This is a genomic window from Streptomyces sp. CA-251247 (assembly GCF_050952975.1).
In the GTDB taxonomy this organism is placed as follows: domain Bacteria; phylum Actinomycetota; class Actinomycetes; order Streptomycetales; family Streptomycetaceae; genus Streptomyces; species Streptomyces achmelvichensis.
Genome location: NZ_CP191861.1, coordinates 1,598,362 through 1,612,581, shown reverse-complemented (window position 1 = coordinate 1,612,581; position 14,220 = coordinate 1,598,362). Strand labels below are relative to the sequence as shown.

Annotated in this window: 13 protein-coding genes; 10 read left to right on the top strand and 3 right to left on the bottom strand. The window is 70.9% G+C overall.

The features are described from left to right. Positions 1–90: 90 nt before the first annotated feature. The 4 genes from ACQPWZ_RS07080 (at position 91) to ACQPWZ_RS07065 (ending at position 3,948) form a co-directional block, all read left to right on the top strand. Complete coding sequence (locus ACQPWZ_RS07080) at positions 91–681, top strand: DUF3090 domain-containing protein (RefSeq protein ID WP_340472232.1); 591 nt, start codon at positions 91–93, stop codon at positions 679–681. Then, a complete protein-coding gene (locus ACQPWZ_RS07075) occupies positions 645–1,463 on the top strand; it encodes an SCO1664 family protein (RefSeq protein ID WP_433570911.1) in 819 nt (272 codons plus the stop codon). The genes ACQPWZ_RS07080 and ACQPWZ_RS07075 overlap by 37 nt, the downstream gene beginning before the upstream one ends. A gap of 122 nt (positions 1,464–1,585) precedes the next feature. Continuing rightward, on the top strand, positions 1,586–2,815 hold the full coding sequence (gene mshC, locus ACQPWZ_RS07070) for a cysteine--1-D-myo-inosityl 2-amino-2-deoxy-alpha-D-glucopyranoside ligase (protein ID WP_383242039.1): 1,230 nt from the start codon (positions 1,586–1,588) through the stop codon (positions 2,813–2,815). A gap of 158 nt (positions 2,816–2,973) precedes the next feature. Continuing rightward, a complete protein-coding gene (locus tag ACQPWZ_RS07065) occupies positions 2,974–3,948 on the top strand; it encodes a superoxide dismutase (RefSeq protein WP_433570910.1) in 975 nt (324 codons plus the stop codon). Between the two features lie 130 nt (positions 3,949–4,078). On the opposite strand, the gene ACQPWZ_RS07060 is transcribed toward ACQPWZ_RS07065, so the two are convergent. Beyond that, complete coding sequence (locus ACQPWZ_RS07060) at positions 4,079–5,104, bottom strand: PAC2 family protein (RefSeq protein WP_340472227.1); 1,026 nt, start codon at positions 5,102–5,104, stop codon at positions 4,079–4,081. A 255-nt stretch (positions 5,105–5,359) separates the two neighbouring features. On the opposite strand from ACQPWZ_RS07060, the gene ACQPWZ_RS07055 reads away from it, so the two are divergent. The 6 genes from ACQPWZ_RS07055 to ACQPWZ_RS07030 all read left to right on the top strand — a co-directional run bounded on the left by ACQPWZ_RS07055 (position 5,360) and on the right by ACQPWZ_RS07030 (position 11,780). Beyond that, the gene (locus tag ACQPWZ_RS07055) at positions 5,360–6,679 is read left to right on the top strand and encodes an enolase C-terminal domain-like protein (protein WP_340472226.1); all 1,320 of its coding nucleotides are present in this window, start codon (positions 5,360–5,362) and stop codon (positions 6,677–6,679) included. After that, the gene (locus ACQPWZ_RS07050) at positions 6,676–7,452 is read left to right on the top strand and encodes an SDR family NAD(P)-dependent oxidoreductase (protein ID WP_340472225.1); all 777 of its coding nucleotides are present in this window, start codon (positions 6,676–6,678) and stop codon (positions 7,450–7,452) included. The genes ACQPWZ_RS07055 and ACQPWZ_RS07050 overlap by 4 nt, the downstream gene beginning before the upstream one ends. A gap of 82 nt (positions 7,453–7,534) precedes the next feature. After that, positions 7,535–8,572, top strand: a complete 1,038-nt coding sequence (locus tag ACQPWZ_RS07045; protein WP_340472224.1) for a sugar ABC transporter substrate-binding protein — start codon at positions 7,535–7,537, stop codon at positions 8,570–8,572. A 2-nt stretch (positions 8,573–8,574) separates the two neighbouring features. Next, entirely contained in the window at positions 8,575–10,101 is a 1,527-nt protein-coding gene (locus ACQPWZ_RS07040; protein ID WP_433570909.1) for a sugar ABC transporter ATP-binding protein, read from the top strand. After that, complete coding sequence (locus ACQPWZ_RS07035) at positions 10,098–11,126, top strand: ABC transporter permease (RefSeq protein WP_383244929.1); 1,029 nt, start codon at positions 10,098–10,100, stop codon at positions 11,124–11,126. Before ACQPWZ_RS07040 ends, ACQPWZ_RS07035 begins: the two co-directional genes overlap by 4 nt. A gap of 120 nt (positions 11,127–11,246) precedes the next feature. After that, positions 11,247–11,780 (top strand): putative immunity protein, encoded by a 534-nt coding sequence (locus tag ACQPWZ_RS07030; protein ID WP_340472221.1) that lies wholly within the window; start codon positions 11,247–11,249, stop codon positions 11,778–11,780. A 51-nt stretch (positions 11,781–11,831) separates the two neighbouring features. Here ACQPWZ_RS07030 and ACQPWZ_RS07025 read toward each other — a convergent pair whose 3' ends face one another. Both ACQPWZ_RS07025 and ACQPWZ_RS07020 read right to left on the bottom strand, forming a co-directional pair. Continuing rightward, the gene (locus ACQPWZ_RS07025; RefSeq protein ID WP_433570908.1) at positions 11,832–12,503 is read right to left on the bottom strand and encodes a FadR/GntR family transcriptional regulator; all 672 of its coding nucleotides are present in this window, start codon (positions 12,501–12,503) and stop codon (positions 11,832–11,834) included. Positions 12,504–12,597: 94 nt separating this feature from the next. After that, the gene (locus ACQPWZ_RS07020; protein WP_433570907.1) at positions 12,598–14,217 is read right to left on the bottom strand and encodes an FAD-dependent oxidoreductase; all 1,620 of its coding nucleotides are present in this window, start codon (positions 14,215–14,217) and stop codon (positions 12,598–12,600) included. Positions 14,218–14,220 lie beyond the last annotated feature (3 nt).

Below are 14,220 nucleotides of genomic sequence, written 5' to 3'. Positions count from 1 at the left end.
GGAGCAGTAGGGTGGACGGGCCGAAAACCCGTGTGCCCGCGCACCGTCCGCCCACCCCGATCGTTTCCGAGTTCTCGAGGGAGACAGAACGTGTCCCGTCAGGTGTTCCTCTACGACCCGCCGGACCGGTTCGTGGCCGGTACGGTCGGGCTGCCTGGACGCCGTACGTTCTTCCTGCAGGCCTCGGCCGCAGGGCGCACCACGAGCGTGGCACTGGAGAAGACCCAGGTCGCCGCGCTCGCCGAGCGGATCGATGAGCTGCTCGACGAGGTCGTACGCCGTACCGGGGGCAATGCCCCGGTGCCGGCCATGGCCCCCGCGGACGTCTCGGACACCGCGCCGCTGGACGCCCCCGTCGAGGAGGAGTTCCGGGTCGGCACGATGGCGCTCGCCTGGGACGGCGAGGAACAGCGCATGATCGTCGAGGCCCAGGCGCTGGTCGAACTCGACGCGGACTCCGAGGAGGACCTCGCGGAGGCCGAGGAGCGGCTGCTCCAGGACGAGGAGAACGGTCCGCCGATGCTGCGCGTCCGGCTGTCCGGGGCGCAGGCCAGGGCCTTCGCCAAGCGCGCGCTGGACGTGGTGAACGCCGGCCGGCCGCCGTGCCCGCTGTGCAGTCTGCCGCTCGACCCGGAGGGACACGTATGTCCGCGCCAGAACGGATACCGCCGCGGAGCGTGACCGCACTCGACCTGCTCACCAAGGGTGAGCTGACCGTGCGCGGCCGGGTCCGTGAGGCGTCCAACGCGGTGCTGTTCTGCTCCGTCTCCTACGAGGGAGAAACGGCGTCCTGCGTCTACAAGCCGGTCGCCGGTGAGCGGCCCCTGTGGGATTTCCCCGACGGCACGCTGGCGCAGCGCGAGGTGGCCGCCTACGAGATCTCCCAGGCGCTGGGATGGACCCTCGTACCGCCCACGGTCCTGCGGGACGGCCCGTACGGGCAGGGCATGGTCCAGCTCTGGATCGAGGCGGACCCCGCCGCCGCCCTGCTCGCGCTCGTCGAGGAGGAGGAGCCGGGGGACGGCTGGAAGGCGGTCGGCTTCGCCGACGTCGGCGAGGGGCGCACCGCGCTGCTGGTCCACGCGGACGACGAGCGGCTGCGACGCCTGGCCGTGCTGGACGCGGTGATCAACAACGGGGACCGCAAGGGCGGGCATCTGCTGCCGACGGCCGACGGCGTGCTGTACGCGATCGACCACGGCGTCACGTTCAACGTGGACGACAAGCTGCGCACCCTGCTGTGGGGTTGGGCGGGCGAGCCCTTGGCGCCCGAGGCCCTGGAGGCCCTCACCGCCCTGGCACCCGCCCTGGCCGACGGGGGGCCGCTGGTCACCCGGCTGGCGGAACTGCTGACGGCGGCGGAGGTCGATTCCGTACGGGCGAGGGTGGCGGCTCTGATCGCGTCGGGCAGACATCCGGTGCCGTCGGGGGAGTGGCCTGCCATCCCGTGGCCGCCGGTCTGAGGCCGCCCACCAAGGCCGGCCGTCCGCGGCCGTGGTCCGCCGGGTCCTGAAGGACCGCGGGAACCGGTCGACCTGCGTGATCCGGTTCGTATGTGGAACTCCCGTCCGGTTAGGCTCATGACATGCATGCCTGGCCCGCTTCTGAGGTCCCCGCCCTGCCCGGCAAGGGCCGCGACCTCCGGATCCACGACTCCACGACCAGCGGTTTGGTGACTCTCACCCCCGGTCCCGTCGCCCGTATCTACGTCTGCGGCATCACGCCGTACGACGCGACCCACATCGGTCACGCGGCGACCTACAACGCGTTCGACCTCGTTCAGCGCGTGTGGCTCGACACCAAGCGGCAGGTTCACTACGTCCAGAACGTCACTGACGTGGACGACCCTCTCCTGGAGCGCGCCGTCCGCGACGGGCAGGACTGGACCGAGCTCGCCGAGCGCGAGACCGCGCTGTTCCGCGAGGACATGACCGCCCTGCGGATGCTTCCGCCGCGCCACTACGTCGGAGCCGTCGAGGCGATACCGGGCATCGTCCCGCTCGTCGAGCGTCTGCGCGACGCGGGCGCCGCCTACGAGCTCGAGGGCGACACCTACTTCTCGGTCGAGGCCGACCCGCACTTCGGCGAGGTGTCGCACCTCGACGCCGAAGCCATGCGGCTGCTCTCCGCGGAGCGCGGCGGCGACCCGGACCGCCCCGGTAAGAAGAACCCTCTCGACCCGATGCTGTGGATGGCCGCCCGTGAGGGCGAGCCGAGTTGGGACGGCGGCAGCCTCGGCCGCGGCCGGCCCGGCTGGCACATCGAGTGCGTCGCGATCGCCCTGGACCACCTCGGCATGGGCTTCGACGTGCAGGGCGGCGGTTCCGATCTCGCCTTCCCGCACCATGAGATGGGCGCCTCCCACGCCCAGGCGCTCACCGGCGAACACCCCTACGCCCAGGCCTATGTGCACGCGGGCATGGTGGCGCTCGACGGCGAGAAGATGTCGAAGTCCAAGGGCAACCTGGTCTTCGTCTCCAAGCTGCGCCGCGACGGTGTCGACCCGGCCGCCATACGGCTGGCCCTGCTCGCCCACCACTACCGCGCCGACTGGGAGTGGACCGACCAGGTCCTGCGGGACGCCGTGGAGCGGCTGGACCGCTGGCGGGCCGCCGTGTCCCGGCCCGACGGGCCGTCCGCGGACACGCTCGTCGAGGAGATCCGCGAGGCACTCGCCGACGACCTCGACGCCCCCGCCGCGCTGAGGGCCGTCGACCGCTGGGCCGAGCGTCAGCGCTCCGAGGGCGGTACGGACGAGGGCGCGCCCGGGCTCGTCTCCCGCACGGTCGACGCCCTGCTGGGCGTCGCGCTGTAGTACGGCGTTTCCGCCGCATCCGGCACTTCCGCCCCACGGGCGCGTTCAGGTCCCCGACCTGAACGCGCCCGTCCGCATTTCCGCCGCGCTCCTGCGTCGTGGGGCGGCTCTGTGCTGAGGTGGAGACCTCTGCAGAACACTTGTCGGAAGGACGCACGATGACCCGCTCCTTCGCACGAAGAAGAGTTCTCCGAACCGCAGCCGCGCTGGGTGGCGCGGCTCTCCTCAGCCCCCTCGCCGGCCCGGCCCGCGCCGCCGAACACGCCGGCCGGCCGTGGCCCGAGACCTTCCCCCTGCCGAACGGCTTCCGGCCCGAGGGCATCACGATCGGGGCCGGTCCGTATGCCTGGATCGGCTCCATCGCGACCGGTTCCGTCTACCGCGCCGACCTCGCCACCGGACGCGGACGGATCGTCAGCCAGGGCCTCGGCGCCGCGCATCCGGTGATCGGGCTCAAGATCGACCGACGGGAACGGCTGCTGTTCCTGTGCGGCGGTGTGAGCCGGGAGATCCGGATCGCCGACGCCCGCAGAGGGACGCTGCTCCGGACCTTCGGTGTCGGATCGGAGGGCACCATGGTCAACGATGTGGTGCTCACGCCGGGGGCGGCCTACTTCACCGATTCCTTCAAGCCGAATCTCTACCGGCTGCCGCTCGGCCCGCGCGACGAGCCGGGCGACGCGATCACCACGGTGCCGCTCGGCGGTGACTGGGTGCAGGGCACCGCGCTCACGGCCAACGGCATCTCCCGCACCCCGGACGGCCGGGCGCTGCTGATGGTCAATCAGGCGGTGGGCGGCGGCTCCCTGATGCGTGTCGACCCCCGCACGGGCGTGGCGCGCCGCGTGGACGTCGGCGGGATCCCGCTGCCCAACGCCGACGGGCTGTTGCTGCTCGGCCGCCTGCTCCACGTCGTACAGAACCGGCTGAACACGATCGCGGTCCTGAAGCTGAACGAGTCGGGGACCGGCGGCCGGGTGATCGCCAGGATCACCGACCCGGACTTCAAGGTCCCCACGACGGCTGCCGGGTGGCGCGACAGGATCTATCTGCCCAACGCCCGCTTCGACGTGGCCCAGCCGACCCCGGACACCACGTACGACGTGGTCGCGGTGGACCGGGTCGGACGTTGAGCGCGGAACGCTGAGCACGGAACGCTGAGCACGGAGCAGTGAACACGTCCGGGGCGGCGCTCGGTGAGCGCCGCCCCGGACCTCTGCCCTGGGTCGCCCAGGCCCGCGGGCCTGGGCGACGGCCCGCCGGTCAGTCCTCCGAGGACTCCGGCTCGTCGCCATCCGCGTCGGACTCGCCGGACGCCTCGCTCTCCGGCTCCGCGCGCGGGGGCTTCGGTGGCCGCGTACGCCCGCCCGGGTCGCGCAGGTAGGAACCGCTGTCTCCGCCCTCGGTCGCATGACCCGGACCGGCCCCGGGGCCGAGACCGCCCGGACCGCCGTCCCGTCGCCGCAGATACCGTTCGAATTCGCGGGCGATCGCCTCGCCGGACGCCTCGGGAAGCTCCGCGGTGTCGCGCGCCTCCTCCAGCGTCTGGACGTACTCCGCCACTTCGCTGTCCTCGGCGGCCAGTTGGTCCACACCGAGCTGCCAGGCCCGGGCGTCCTCGGCCAGTTCACCGAGCGGGATACGCAGACCGATCAGGTCCTCGAGCCGGTTGAGCAGGGCCAGCGTCGCCTTGGGGTTGGGCGGCTGCGACACGTAGTGCGGCACCGCGGCCCACAGGCTCACCGCCGGTACACCCGCGTGCGTGCACGCCTCCTGGAGGATGCCGACGATGCCGGTCGGTCCCTCGTACCTGGTCTCCTCCAGGTCCATGGTTCTGGCCAGGTCCGGGTCCGAGGTGATGCCGCTGACCGGCACCGGCCGGGTGTGCGGGGTGTCGCCGAGCAGCGCGCCCAGGATCACCACCATCTCGACGCCCAGCTCATGGGCGAAGCCCAGGATCTCGTTGCAGAACGAGCGCCAGCGCATGGACGGCTCGATGCCGCGGACCAGAACCAGGTCGCGCGGCTTGTCGCCGCCGATACGGACCACGGAGAGCCGGGTGGTGGGCCAGGTGATCTTCCGTACTCCGCCGTCCAGCCACACCGTGGGCCGGTTGACCTGGAAGTCGTAGTAGTCCTCGGCGTCGAGCGCCGCGAACACCTCGCCCTTCCATTCCCGGTCCAGATGTGCGACCGCGGTGGAGGCAGCGTCGCCGGCGTCGTTCCAGCCCTCGAACGCGGCCACCATGACCGGGTCGATCAGCTCGGGAACCGCCTCGAGCTCGATCACCCAGTGCCTCCTTCCGAAGTTCCCTTTCGTACGCCCCAACCTTACGGCTTACGAGGTCCCGGGCCGCAGCCCCCCGGCACGGGCGGGTGAACTTCGGCGCCCCGGGGCAACGGTTTGCCCGAAAGGGCGTCCGGCCCTCGATTCATCCGAGCTGTGTCCGAGAAATTTCGTCACGGGCCTGGACGGTGGCGCGTCGGCGACGCTATACATCGGATGACCAAGAGAGGTCCGATGTTCTTCCCCGGGGGTGCGTGCATGAGTCAGACCGTCACGGAGTTCGAGGTTCACGACATCCGCTTTCCCACCTCGGAACAGCTCGACGGCTCCGACGCCATGAACCCGGACCCCGACTACTCCGCTGCCTACCTGGTGATGCGCTCCGAGGACGGGTCGGAAGGGCACGGATTCTGCTTCACCATCGGCCGCGGCAACGATGTCACCGCCGCCGCCATCGAAGCCCTGCGCCCGTACGTGATCGGCCGGCCCGCGCCCCGTACCGCCTCCGACCTGGCGGATCTGCACATCGAACTGACCCACGACTCCCAACTGCGCTGGCTCGGCCCCGAGAAGGGCGTGATGCACATGGCGGCGGGAGCGGTCGTCAACGCCGCCTGGGACCTGGCGGCCAGGACCGCGGGCCTGCCGGTGTGGGAGTTCCTCGCCTCGATGACACCCGAGGAGCTCGTCTCCCTCGTCGACTTCCGCTATCTCACGGACGTCCTCACCCCCGACGAGGCGCTGGCCATCCTGCGCGCTGCCGAACCCGGCCGTGCCGAACGGACCGCGCGGCTGCGCCGCCAGGGCTACCCCGCGTACACCACCTCGCCCGGCTGGCTCGGCTACTCCGACGAGAAGCTCGTCCGCCTCGCCAAGGAAGCCGTCGCCGACGGCTTCGGCCAGATCAAGCTGAAGGTCGGCGGGGACCTGGAGGACGACATCCGGCGGCTGAAGCTCGCACGCGCCGCCGTCGGTCCCTCCGTCCGCATCGCCGTGGACGCCAACCAGCGCTGGGACGTCGCGGACGCGGTGCGCTGGATGACGGCGCTCGCGCCCTACGAGCCGCACTGGATCGAGGAACCCACCAGCCCCGACGACATCCTCGGCCACGCCGCCGTACGCGCCGGGCAGCCGGTCAAGGTCGCCACCGGCGAACACGTCGCCAACCGTGTGGTGTTCAAGCAACTGCTCCAGGCAGGGGCCGTCGACTTCGTCCAGATCGACGCGGCACGCGTCGCCGGAGTGAACGAGAACCTGGCGATCCTGCTGCTCGCGGCCAAGTACGGCGTCCCGGTCTGCCCGCACGCCGGCGGGGTGGGTCTGTGCGAACTCGTCCAGCACCTCGCGATGTTCGACTACGTCGCCGTCTCCGGCAGCTGGGAGGACCGCGTCATCGAGTACGTCGACCACCTCCACGAGCACTTCGCCGACCCCGCCCAGATCGACGCCGGACGCTATGTCGCACCGCGGGCCCCCGGGTTCTCCGCCCGCATGCTCCCTCAGTCCATGGCCGCCCACCGCTATCCGGAGGGGCCCGTCTGGCAGGCCCGCCGCACCATCGAGGAGGTCAACTCATGACGGTCGTCAGGGACTTCGAGGGGCTCTGCGCCCTGGTGACCGGCGGGGCGTCGGGCATCGGTGCGGCCGTGACAAGGCAACTGCTCACCCGGGGCGCGCGGGTGGCCGTGCTCGACCGTGACCTCGCGGGCACCCCCGACGGCGCTCTCGGCGTCACGGCGGACGTCACCGACGACGCGGCGGTGGGCGCCGCCGTCGACCGGGCGGCCGCCGAGTTCGGAGCCCTGCACACCGTCGTCTCCAACGCGGGCATCGGCGCCGTCGGTACGGTCGCCGACAACCCCGACGACGAGTGGCGGCGCGTCCTCGACATCAACGTGCTCGGCATGGTGCGCGTCGCCCGGCACGCCCTCCCGCATCTGCGCGCGGCAGCAGCAGCCCGCCCCGGCTGCGTCTCCCTCACCCACACCTGCTCCATCGCCGCCACCGCGGGCCTTCCCCAGCGGGCCCTCTACAGCGCCAGCAAGGGCGCGGTGCTCTCGCTCACCCTGGCCATGGCGGCCGACCACGTCCGCGAGGGCATCCGTGTCAACTGCGTGAACCCCGGCACGGCCGACACCCCCTGGATCGGCCGGCTGCTCGACCAGGCGGACGACCCGGCGGCGGAACGCGCCGCCCTGGAAGCCCGACAGCCCACCGGCCGGCTGGTCGCCGCCGACGAGGTGGCGGCCGCCATCGCCTATCTCGCGAGCCCCGCCGCGGCCGCCGTCACCGGCACGGCCCTGGCCGTCGACGGCGGGATGCAGGGCCTGCGCCTGCGCCCCGCGACCTGAGCACACAGCAGACCCGGAAACACCCCAGCACGCCCAGCACGCCCAGCACCACCTGAGCCGACACCACCGAAGGACGGGACCAATGAGAGTGCGTACGACAAGTGCCGCGGCCTGCGCGGTGCTGCTCGCCGTGACGGCCCTCGCGGGCTGCAACCGGGACTCCGGCAGCGGAGCCGCGGACGGCAAGGTGGGCATCGATCTGCCGCGCAGCGACAGCGACTTCTGGAACTCCTACCAGCAGTACGTCGAGAAGGGCGTGAAGGCCGGCGAGGTCGACGCGCTGTCCCTGACCAACTCGCAGAACGACATCGGCAAACTCGTCGCCAATGTCCAGACGTTCACCGACCAGGGCGCCAAGGCCGTCGTGATGGCGCCTCAGGACACCGGGGCGATAGCCGAGTCGCTGAGGACCCTGGAGGAGAAGAAGATCCCGGTCGTCAGCGTGGACACCCGGCCCGACAAGGGCAACGTCTACATGGTGGTGCGGGCCGACAACCGGGCGTACGGCGAGAAGGCCTGCCAGTACCTCGGTGAGCAGCTGAAGGGCAAGGGCAAGGTCGTCGAGTTCCAGGGCGACCTGTCCTCGATCAACGGGCGCGACCGCTCCGAGGCCTTCAAGTCCTGCATGGACACGAAGTTCCCCGGCATCAAGGTCTTCGAGCTCGCCACCGACTGGAAGGGCGACGTCGCCTCCGCCAAGCTCCAGTCCACCCTCGCCGCGCACCCCGACATCAACGGCATCTACATGCAGGCCGGCGGTGTCTTCCTGCAGCCCACGCTCGCGCTCCTGGAGCAGAAGAAGCTGCTGAAGCCGCCCGGCACGCCGGGCCACATCACGATCATCTCCAACGACGGCATCCCGGAAGAGCTGGACGCCATCAAGGCCGGGAAGATCGACGCGACCGTCTCCCAGCCCGCCGACCTGTACGCCAAGTACGCGCTCTTCTACGCCAAGGCCGCGCTGGACGGCAAGACCTTCAAGGAGGGTCCCACCGACCACGGCTCCACCATCATCAAGATCCCGGGCGGCTTCGAGGACCAGCTCCCCGCGCCACTGGTCACCAAGGACAACGTGGACGACCCCAAGCTGTGGGCCAACCAGCTGGAGAAGAAGAGCTAGTCATGCCACACGCCGCACACTCCGCACACGCACCCGCCGCAGTGCACGCGGAAGGGATCGTCAAGCGCTTCGGGCCCACCGTCGCGCTCGACGGCGTACGGCTCACCGTCGCGCCCGGCGAGTCCCACGCACTCGTCGGGCGCAACGGCGCGGGCAAGTCCACCCTCGTCAGCGTCCTCACCGGCCTGCACAAGCCCGACGCGGGATCCGTCACCTTCGACGGGGAGCCCGCACCCGCCTTCGGGGACACGGCGGCCTGGCAGTCCAAGGTCGCCTGCGTCTACCAGAAGTCGATGGTCGTGCCCGACCTGACCGTCGCCGAGAACCTCTTCCTCAACCGGTTCGACGCCGGCAGCCGCTTCATCAGCTGGCGGCAGCTGCGGCGGCGCGCCGAGGAACTGCTCGCCGGGTACGGCGTGAGCGTCGACCCGATGGCCCGGGCCAAGGATCTCGCCGTCGAGCAGCGGCAGTTCGTGGAAATCGCGAGAGCCCTCTCCTTCGGTGCCCGGCTGATCATCCTCGACGAGCCGACCGCGCAGCTGGACGCCCGCGGCATCCAGCGGCTGTTCGCCAAGCTGCGGGAGCTCCAGAGCCAGGGAGTGGCGTTCCTGTTCATCTCCCATCATCTGCAGGAGGTGTACGAACTGTGCACCACCGTCACCGTCTACCGCGACGCCCGCCATGTCGTCACCGCGCCGGTCGCCGAACTCGCCAAGGACGACCTCGTCGCCGCGATGACCGGCGACTCGATCAGCGGCACCTCGCAGTGGCATGCGCCCGTCGGGCCCGTGCGCACCGAGGAACCCGTGCTGCGTACCGAAGGGCTCACCCTGGAGGGCGAGTTCGAGCCGCTGGACCTCGAGGTGCGACCGGGTGAGGTGCTCGGTCTGGCGGGCGCCGCGGCCAGCGGCAACACCGCACTCGGCGAGATCCTCGTCGGTATGCGCAAGGCCAGTGGCGGGCGCATCACCGTACGCGGCCGTGAGGTGAAGCCCGGCAGCGTGCCGCACGCGCTCGACGCCGGGATCGGCTACATCCCCGAGGACCGTCATCGCCAGGGACTCGTCGTGGACCGCAGCGTCGCGGAGAACGCCACACTCACCGTCACCGACCAGCTCGGCCCGTGGGGCACCGTACTGCCCTCTCGTACAAGGGAATTCGCCCAGTCCATGATCGCCTCACTCGACATCAAGACACAGGGGCCGGAGCAGCCCGTCTCCGGGCTCTCCGGCGGCAACCAGCAGAAGGTGGTGGTGGCGAGGGCGCTGGCCCGCCGGCCCAGTGCGCTGGTCGCCCTGCGGCCCACCGCGGGCGTGGACGTGAAGTCCAAGGACGCGCTGCTCGGCGTGGTGCGCCGGGTGGCCGACGAAGGCAGCGCGGCCGTCATCATCTCGGACGAGCTGGACGATCTGCGGGTCTGCGACCGGGTGCTCGCCCTCTTTCACGGGCGGGTGGTCGCGACGTTCGGCAGCGGGTGGACGGACCGCGAACTGGTGGCCGCCATGGAAGGTGTGGGGGAGCAGGAATGACCGGGACGATGCGGCCGCTCACGGCCGAGGGGACGAAGAGCGACAGCCCGGCGAGCCGGCTGCGGCTGATCCGGTGGAGCGACTTCTCGCTCGTGCCGGTGATCCTGGTGCTGATGGTGATCGGGTTCATCGTCTCGCCGGTCTTCCTCACCTCCAACAACCTCATCAGCGTCGTCCAGCAGTCCTCCGAATTGAGCCTGCTGGTGCTCGGCCAGGCACTGATCCTCATCTGCGGCCGGATGGACCTCTCCCTGGAGTCCACGATCGGCATCGCTCCGGTCGTCGCCATGTGGCTGGTGCTGCCGAGCGAGGGCGGACGCTTCCTGGGGCTGGAACTGCTGCCCGTCTGGACGGCCATCCCCCTCTGTCTGCTGGTGGGCATGGCGATCGGCACGGTCAACGGCTTCCTGATGCTGAAGCTGCGGGTCAACGGCTTCATCGCCACCCTGGGCATGCTCACGATGCTCCGCGGCCTCCACATCGGTATCACCGAGGGCAAGTCGATCACCGACGTGCCGGAGTCCTTCCGCTACCTCGGCAAGACCGACTGGCTGGGCGCGCCCGCCGCGGTGTGGATCTGTCTGGCGCTGTTCGCGATCGGCGGTGCGGCACTGGCCTATCTGCGCCACGGACGCGCGCTGTACGCGATCGGCGGCAACCCGGAGGCGGCCCGGGCGGCGGGCATCCGGGTCGACCGGATCACCTGGATCGTGCTGGCGATCGGCGGTCTGCTGGCGGCCTTCGCGGGCATCCTCTACACCGGCCACTACGGCTCGGTCGCGGCCACCCAGGGCAACGGCTGGATCTTCCAGGTGTTCGCCGCGGCCGTGATCGGCGGGATCAGCCTCAAGGGCGGCCGCGGCACGCTCTTCGGGGCGCTCACCGGCGTACTGACGCTTCAACTCGTCGTCAATGTCATGACGCTGGGCGGGGTGCCCGCGCTGTGGAACCAGTTCCTGAACGGCGCGATCATCATCGTCGCGCTGGTGATCTCCCGTTTCGCGAGCGGTGAGAAGCAGGACTGAGGGCTGTCGTGGGGCGTGTCCGCCCGGGGCCGCGAGCAGGTACGGTTCGCCTGCCTCCGGCACCGGACGGATCTGATCGAAAGGGCGTCGGGCGGCGGTGACCTGCGGCAGGATGGAGCCGTGCCGAGCGAGTCGCAAGAGATCGAGCTGAGCGAACACGAACTGCGGGAGATCGCGGGCTACGCCGCCGACTGTGCGCGCAGGACGCTGTCGATCTTCGAGCAGAGCCTTCCCGCGGACACGCGCCCTCGGGAGGCCATCGACGCGGCACACGCCTTCGCCGCCGGCGGCCGGCGCACGGCCGCCCTGCGGCAGAGCGCGTGGGCGGCGTACAAGGCCGCGCAGGAAGCCGCTTCGCCGCCCGCGGCCGACGCGGCACGGGCGGCGAGCCACGCGGCGGCCGCCGCGTACCTGCATCCCAAGGCGAGCGCACATCAGGTGAAGCACGTCCTCGGTGCGGCAGCGCATGCGGCGCGAGCGGAGGAACTGGCCTCCGCGGAGGACCGGCGGGTGACCGCGGGGACCCTGGAATGGGCGCGCCATCACGCACCGGCGGCGGTCCCCGCCGTGCTCGGCCGGCTGCCTGCCGCGCCTCCCGGGGGAGGGCGCGTGGGGGAGTTCATCCGCGATCTCGACGCCGCTCTCCGCGCCTGAGGGAGCACGCGTACCAGGGGCCGTACCGGAATCCCTGAGTGAGACTCCTTGCTAGAGCGTCGACCGGAGCCACTGCTCCACGCTCGCGATGTGCACCGTCGCCCACGAGCGGGCGGCCTCGGCATCGCGGTCGCGGAGCGCGGAGAGGATCGCCCGGTGCTCGTGCAGGGTGCGGCTGACCGCGTCCTCCTGCGTCAGTCCGCGCCACACCCTGGCGCGCGTCGTCGGCCCGGACAGGCCGTCCAGCAGCGAGCAGAGCACGGAATTGCCCGAGGACTGCACGATGCCCCGGTGGAACTCCAGGTCGGTGGCGACCAGTTCCTCGACGGAGGGCTCGGGCCCCAGCTCGTCCAGCTGTGCGCTCAGCCGGTCCAGCTCGCTCTCACCGATGCGGCTCGCGGCCATCGCGGTGGCAGCGGGTTCCAGGATCCGGCGTACGGCGAGGAACTCCAGCACCGTGTCGTCGCGGTGGAAGTCCACCACGAAGCTCAGCGCCTCCAGCAGCAACTGCGGGTCCAGGCTGGTCACATAAGTGCCGTCGCCCTGGCGCACGTCCAGGATGCGGATCAGCGACAGCGCGCGCACGGCCTCACGCAGCGAATTGCGGGACAGGCCGAGTTCGGCGGCGAGTTCGCTCTCCTTGGGCAGGCGGTCGCCGGGGCGCAGAGCACCCGAGACGATCATTCCCTTGATCTTTTCGATCGCCTCGTCGGTGACTGCCACGACGGCCCCCTCGTCCCTTATTCATCGGATGTCTGAGCGTACAACGTGGGCGGCCCCCCGAGAGCCGCCCACGTCGGGGAAAACCGACCTGAGGTCAGGCCTTCCTGCCCAGTACGTCCTCGACCCTGGCGCGGATCTCGTCCGTCGCGAGGCCGCGGATCGTCAGCGTCGTACGGCGGCGCAGGACGTCGTCGGCGGTCTCGGCCCACTCCTGGTCGCGTGCGTAGGCGACCTGTGCCCAGATCTCGGGAGCGTCGGGGTGGATCCGCTCGGCGAGCGCCGGGTCGTCCTCGGCGAGCCGCGCGATGTCGAACGACAGCGAGCCGTAGTGCGTCGCGAGATGACGCGCGGTGTCCTCGGCGATCCGCGAGCCCGGGGTGTCGCCGCCGACGAGCAGCCGGTGGGCCACCGCGTTCGGGTTGGCGATGCCCGGCAGCGGCAGCTTCTTCGGCAGCCGCGAGATCGGCACCAGACCCTCGTCGTACTCGCCCAGCGGATGCCCGGGCAGGGCCGCCAGCTTGTTCATCACGGTGCGGCCGATGTGGCGGAAGGTCGTCCACTTGCCGCCGGCGACCGACAGCATGCCGCCGCTTCCCTCGGTGACCACCGTCTCGCGCTTGGCCTTCGAGGTGTCGCCGGGGCCGCCGGGGAGGACCCGCAGACCGGCGAAGGAGTAGGTGATCAGATCGCGGGACAGCTGCTGGTCGCGGATGGAGTACGCGGCCTCGTCCAGGATCTGGGCGGTGTCCTTCTCGTTGATCGCGACGTCCGCCGGGTCGCCCTCGTACTCCTCGTCGGTGGTGCCGAGCAGCAGCATGTCCTCCCAGGGGAGCGCGAAGGTGATGCGGTACTTGTCGATCGGGGTCGCCAGGGCCGCCTTCCACGGCGAGGTGCGCTTCAGCACCAGGTGCGCGCCCTTGGAGAGCCGGATGGAGGGAGCCGCGTTCGGGTCCTCCATCCTGCGCAGGTGGTCCACCCACGGTCCGGTCGCGTTGAGCACCAGGCGCGCGCTGACGCCGAACTCGGTGCCGTCGGTACGGTCCTTGAGCTCCGCGCCGGTGACCCGGCCCTTGGTGAAGCGCAGTCCGGTGACCTCGGCGTGGTTGAGCACGGTGGCACCCGACTGGACGGCCGCGCGGACCGTCATCAGTGCCATGCGCGAGTCGTTCATCTGGTCGTCGCCGTACACGGCCACGGCCTTGAGGTTCTCGGTGCGCAGCTCGGGCACGTCACGCTGCGCCCTGGCCGGGCCTATGACATGGCCGACGCCGTCACCGAAGGCGGAGAGCGCGGAGTACGCGAACACTCCCGCTCCCAGCTTCGCCGCGCCGTGCGGTCCGCCCTTGTAGACCGGCAGATAGAAGGTGAGCGGGTTGGCCAGGTGGGGGGCCACCTGGCGGGAGACCGCACGGCGCTCGAAGTGGTTCTCCGCCACCAGCTTCACCGCGCCGGTCTGCAGGTAGCGCAGACCGCCGTGGAGGAGCTTGGAGGAGGCGGAGGAGGTGGCGCCGGCGAAGTCGCCGGCGTCCACCAGAGCCACCCGCAGCCCGGATTGCGCGGCATGCCAGGCGGTGGAGATGCCCAGGATGCCGCCGCCGATCACCAGGAGGTCGTACGTCGCCTTGGAAAGCTGCTCCCGAGTCTCGGCACGGCCCGGCAGGGAACCGGCGGCCGGACGCGTCCCCGTGGCGGGGACGCTCTGCAGGGTGGTCATGAT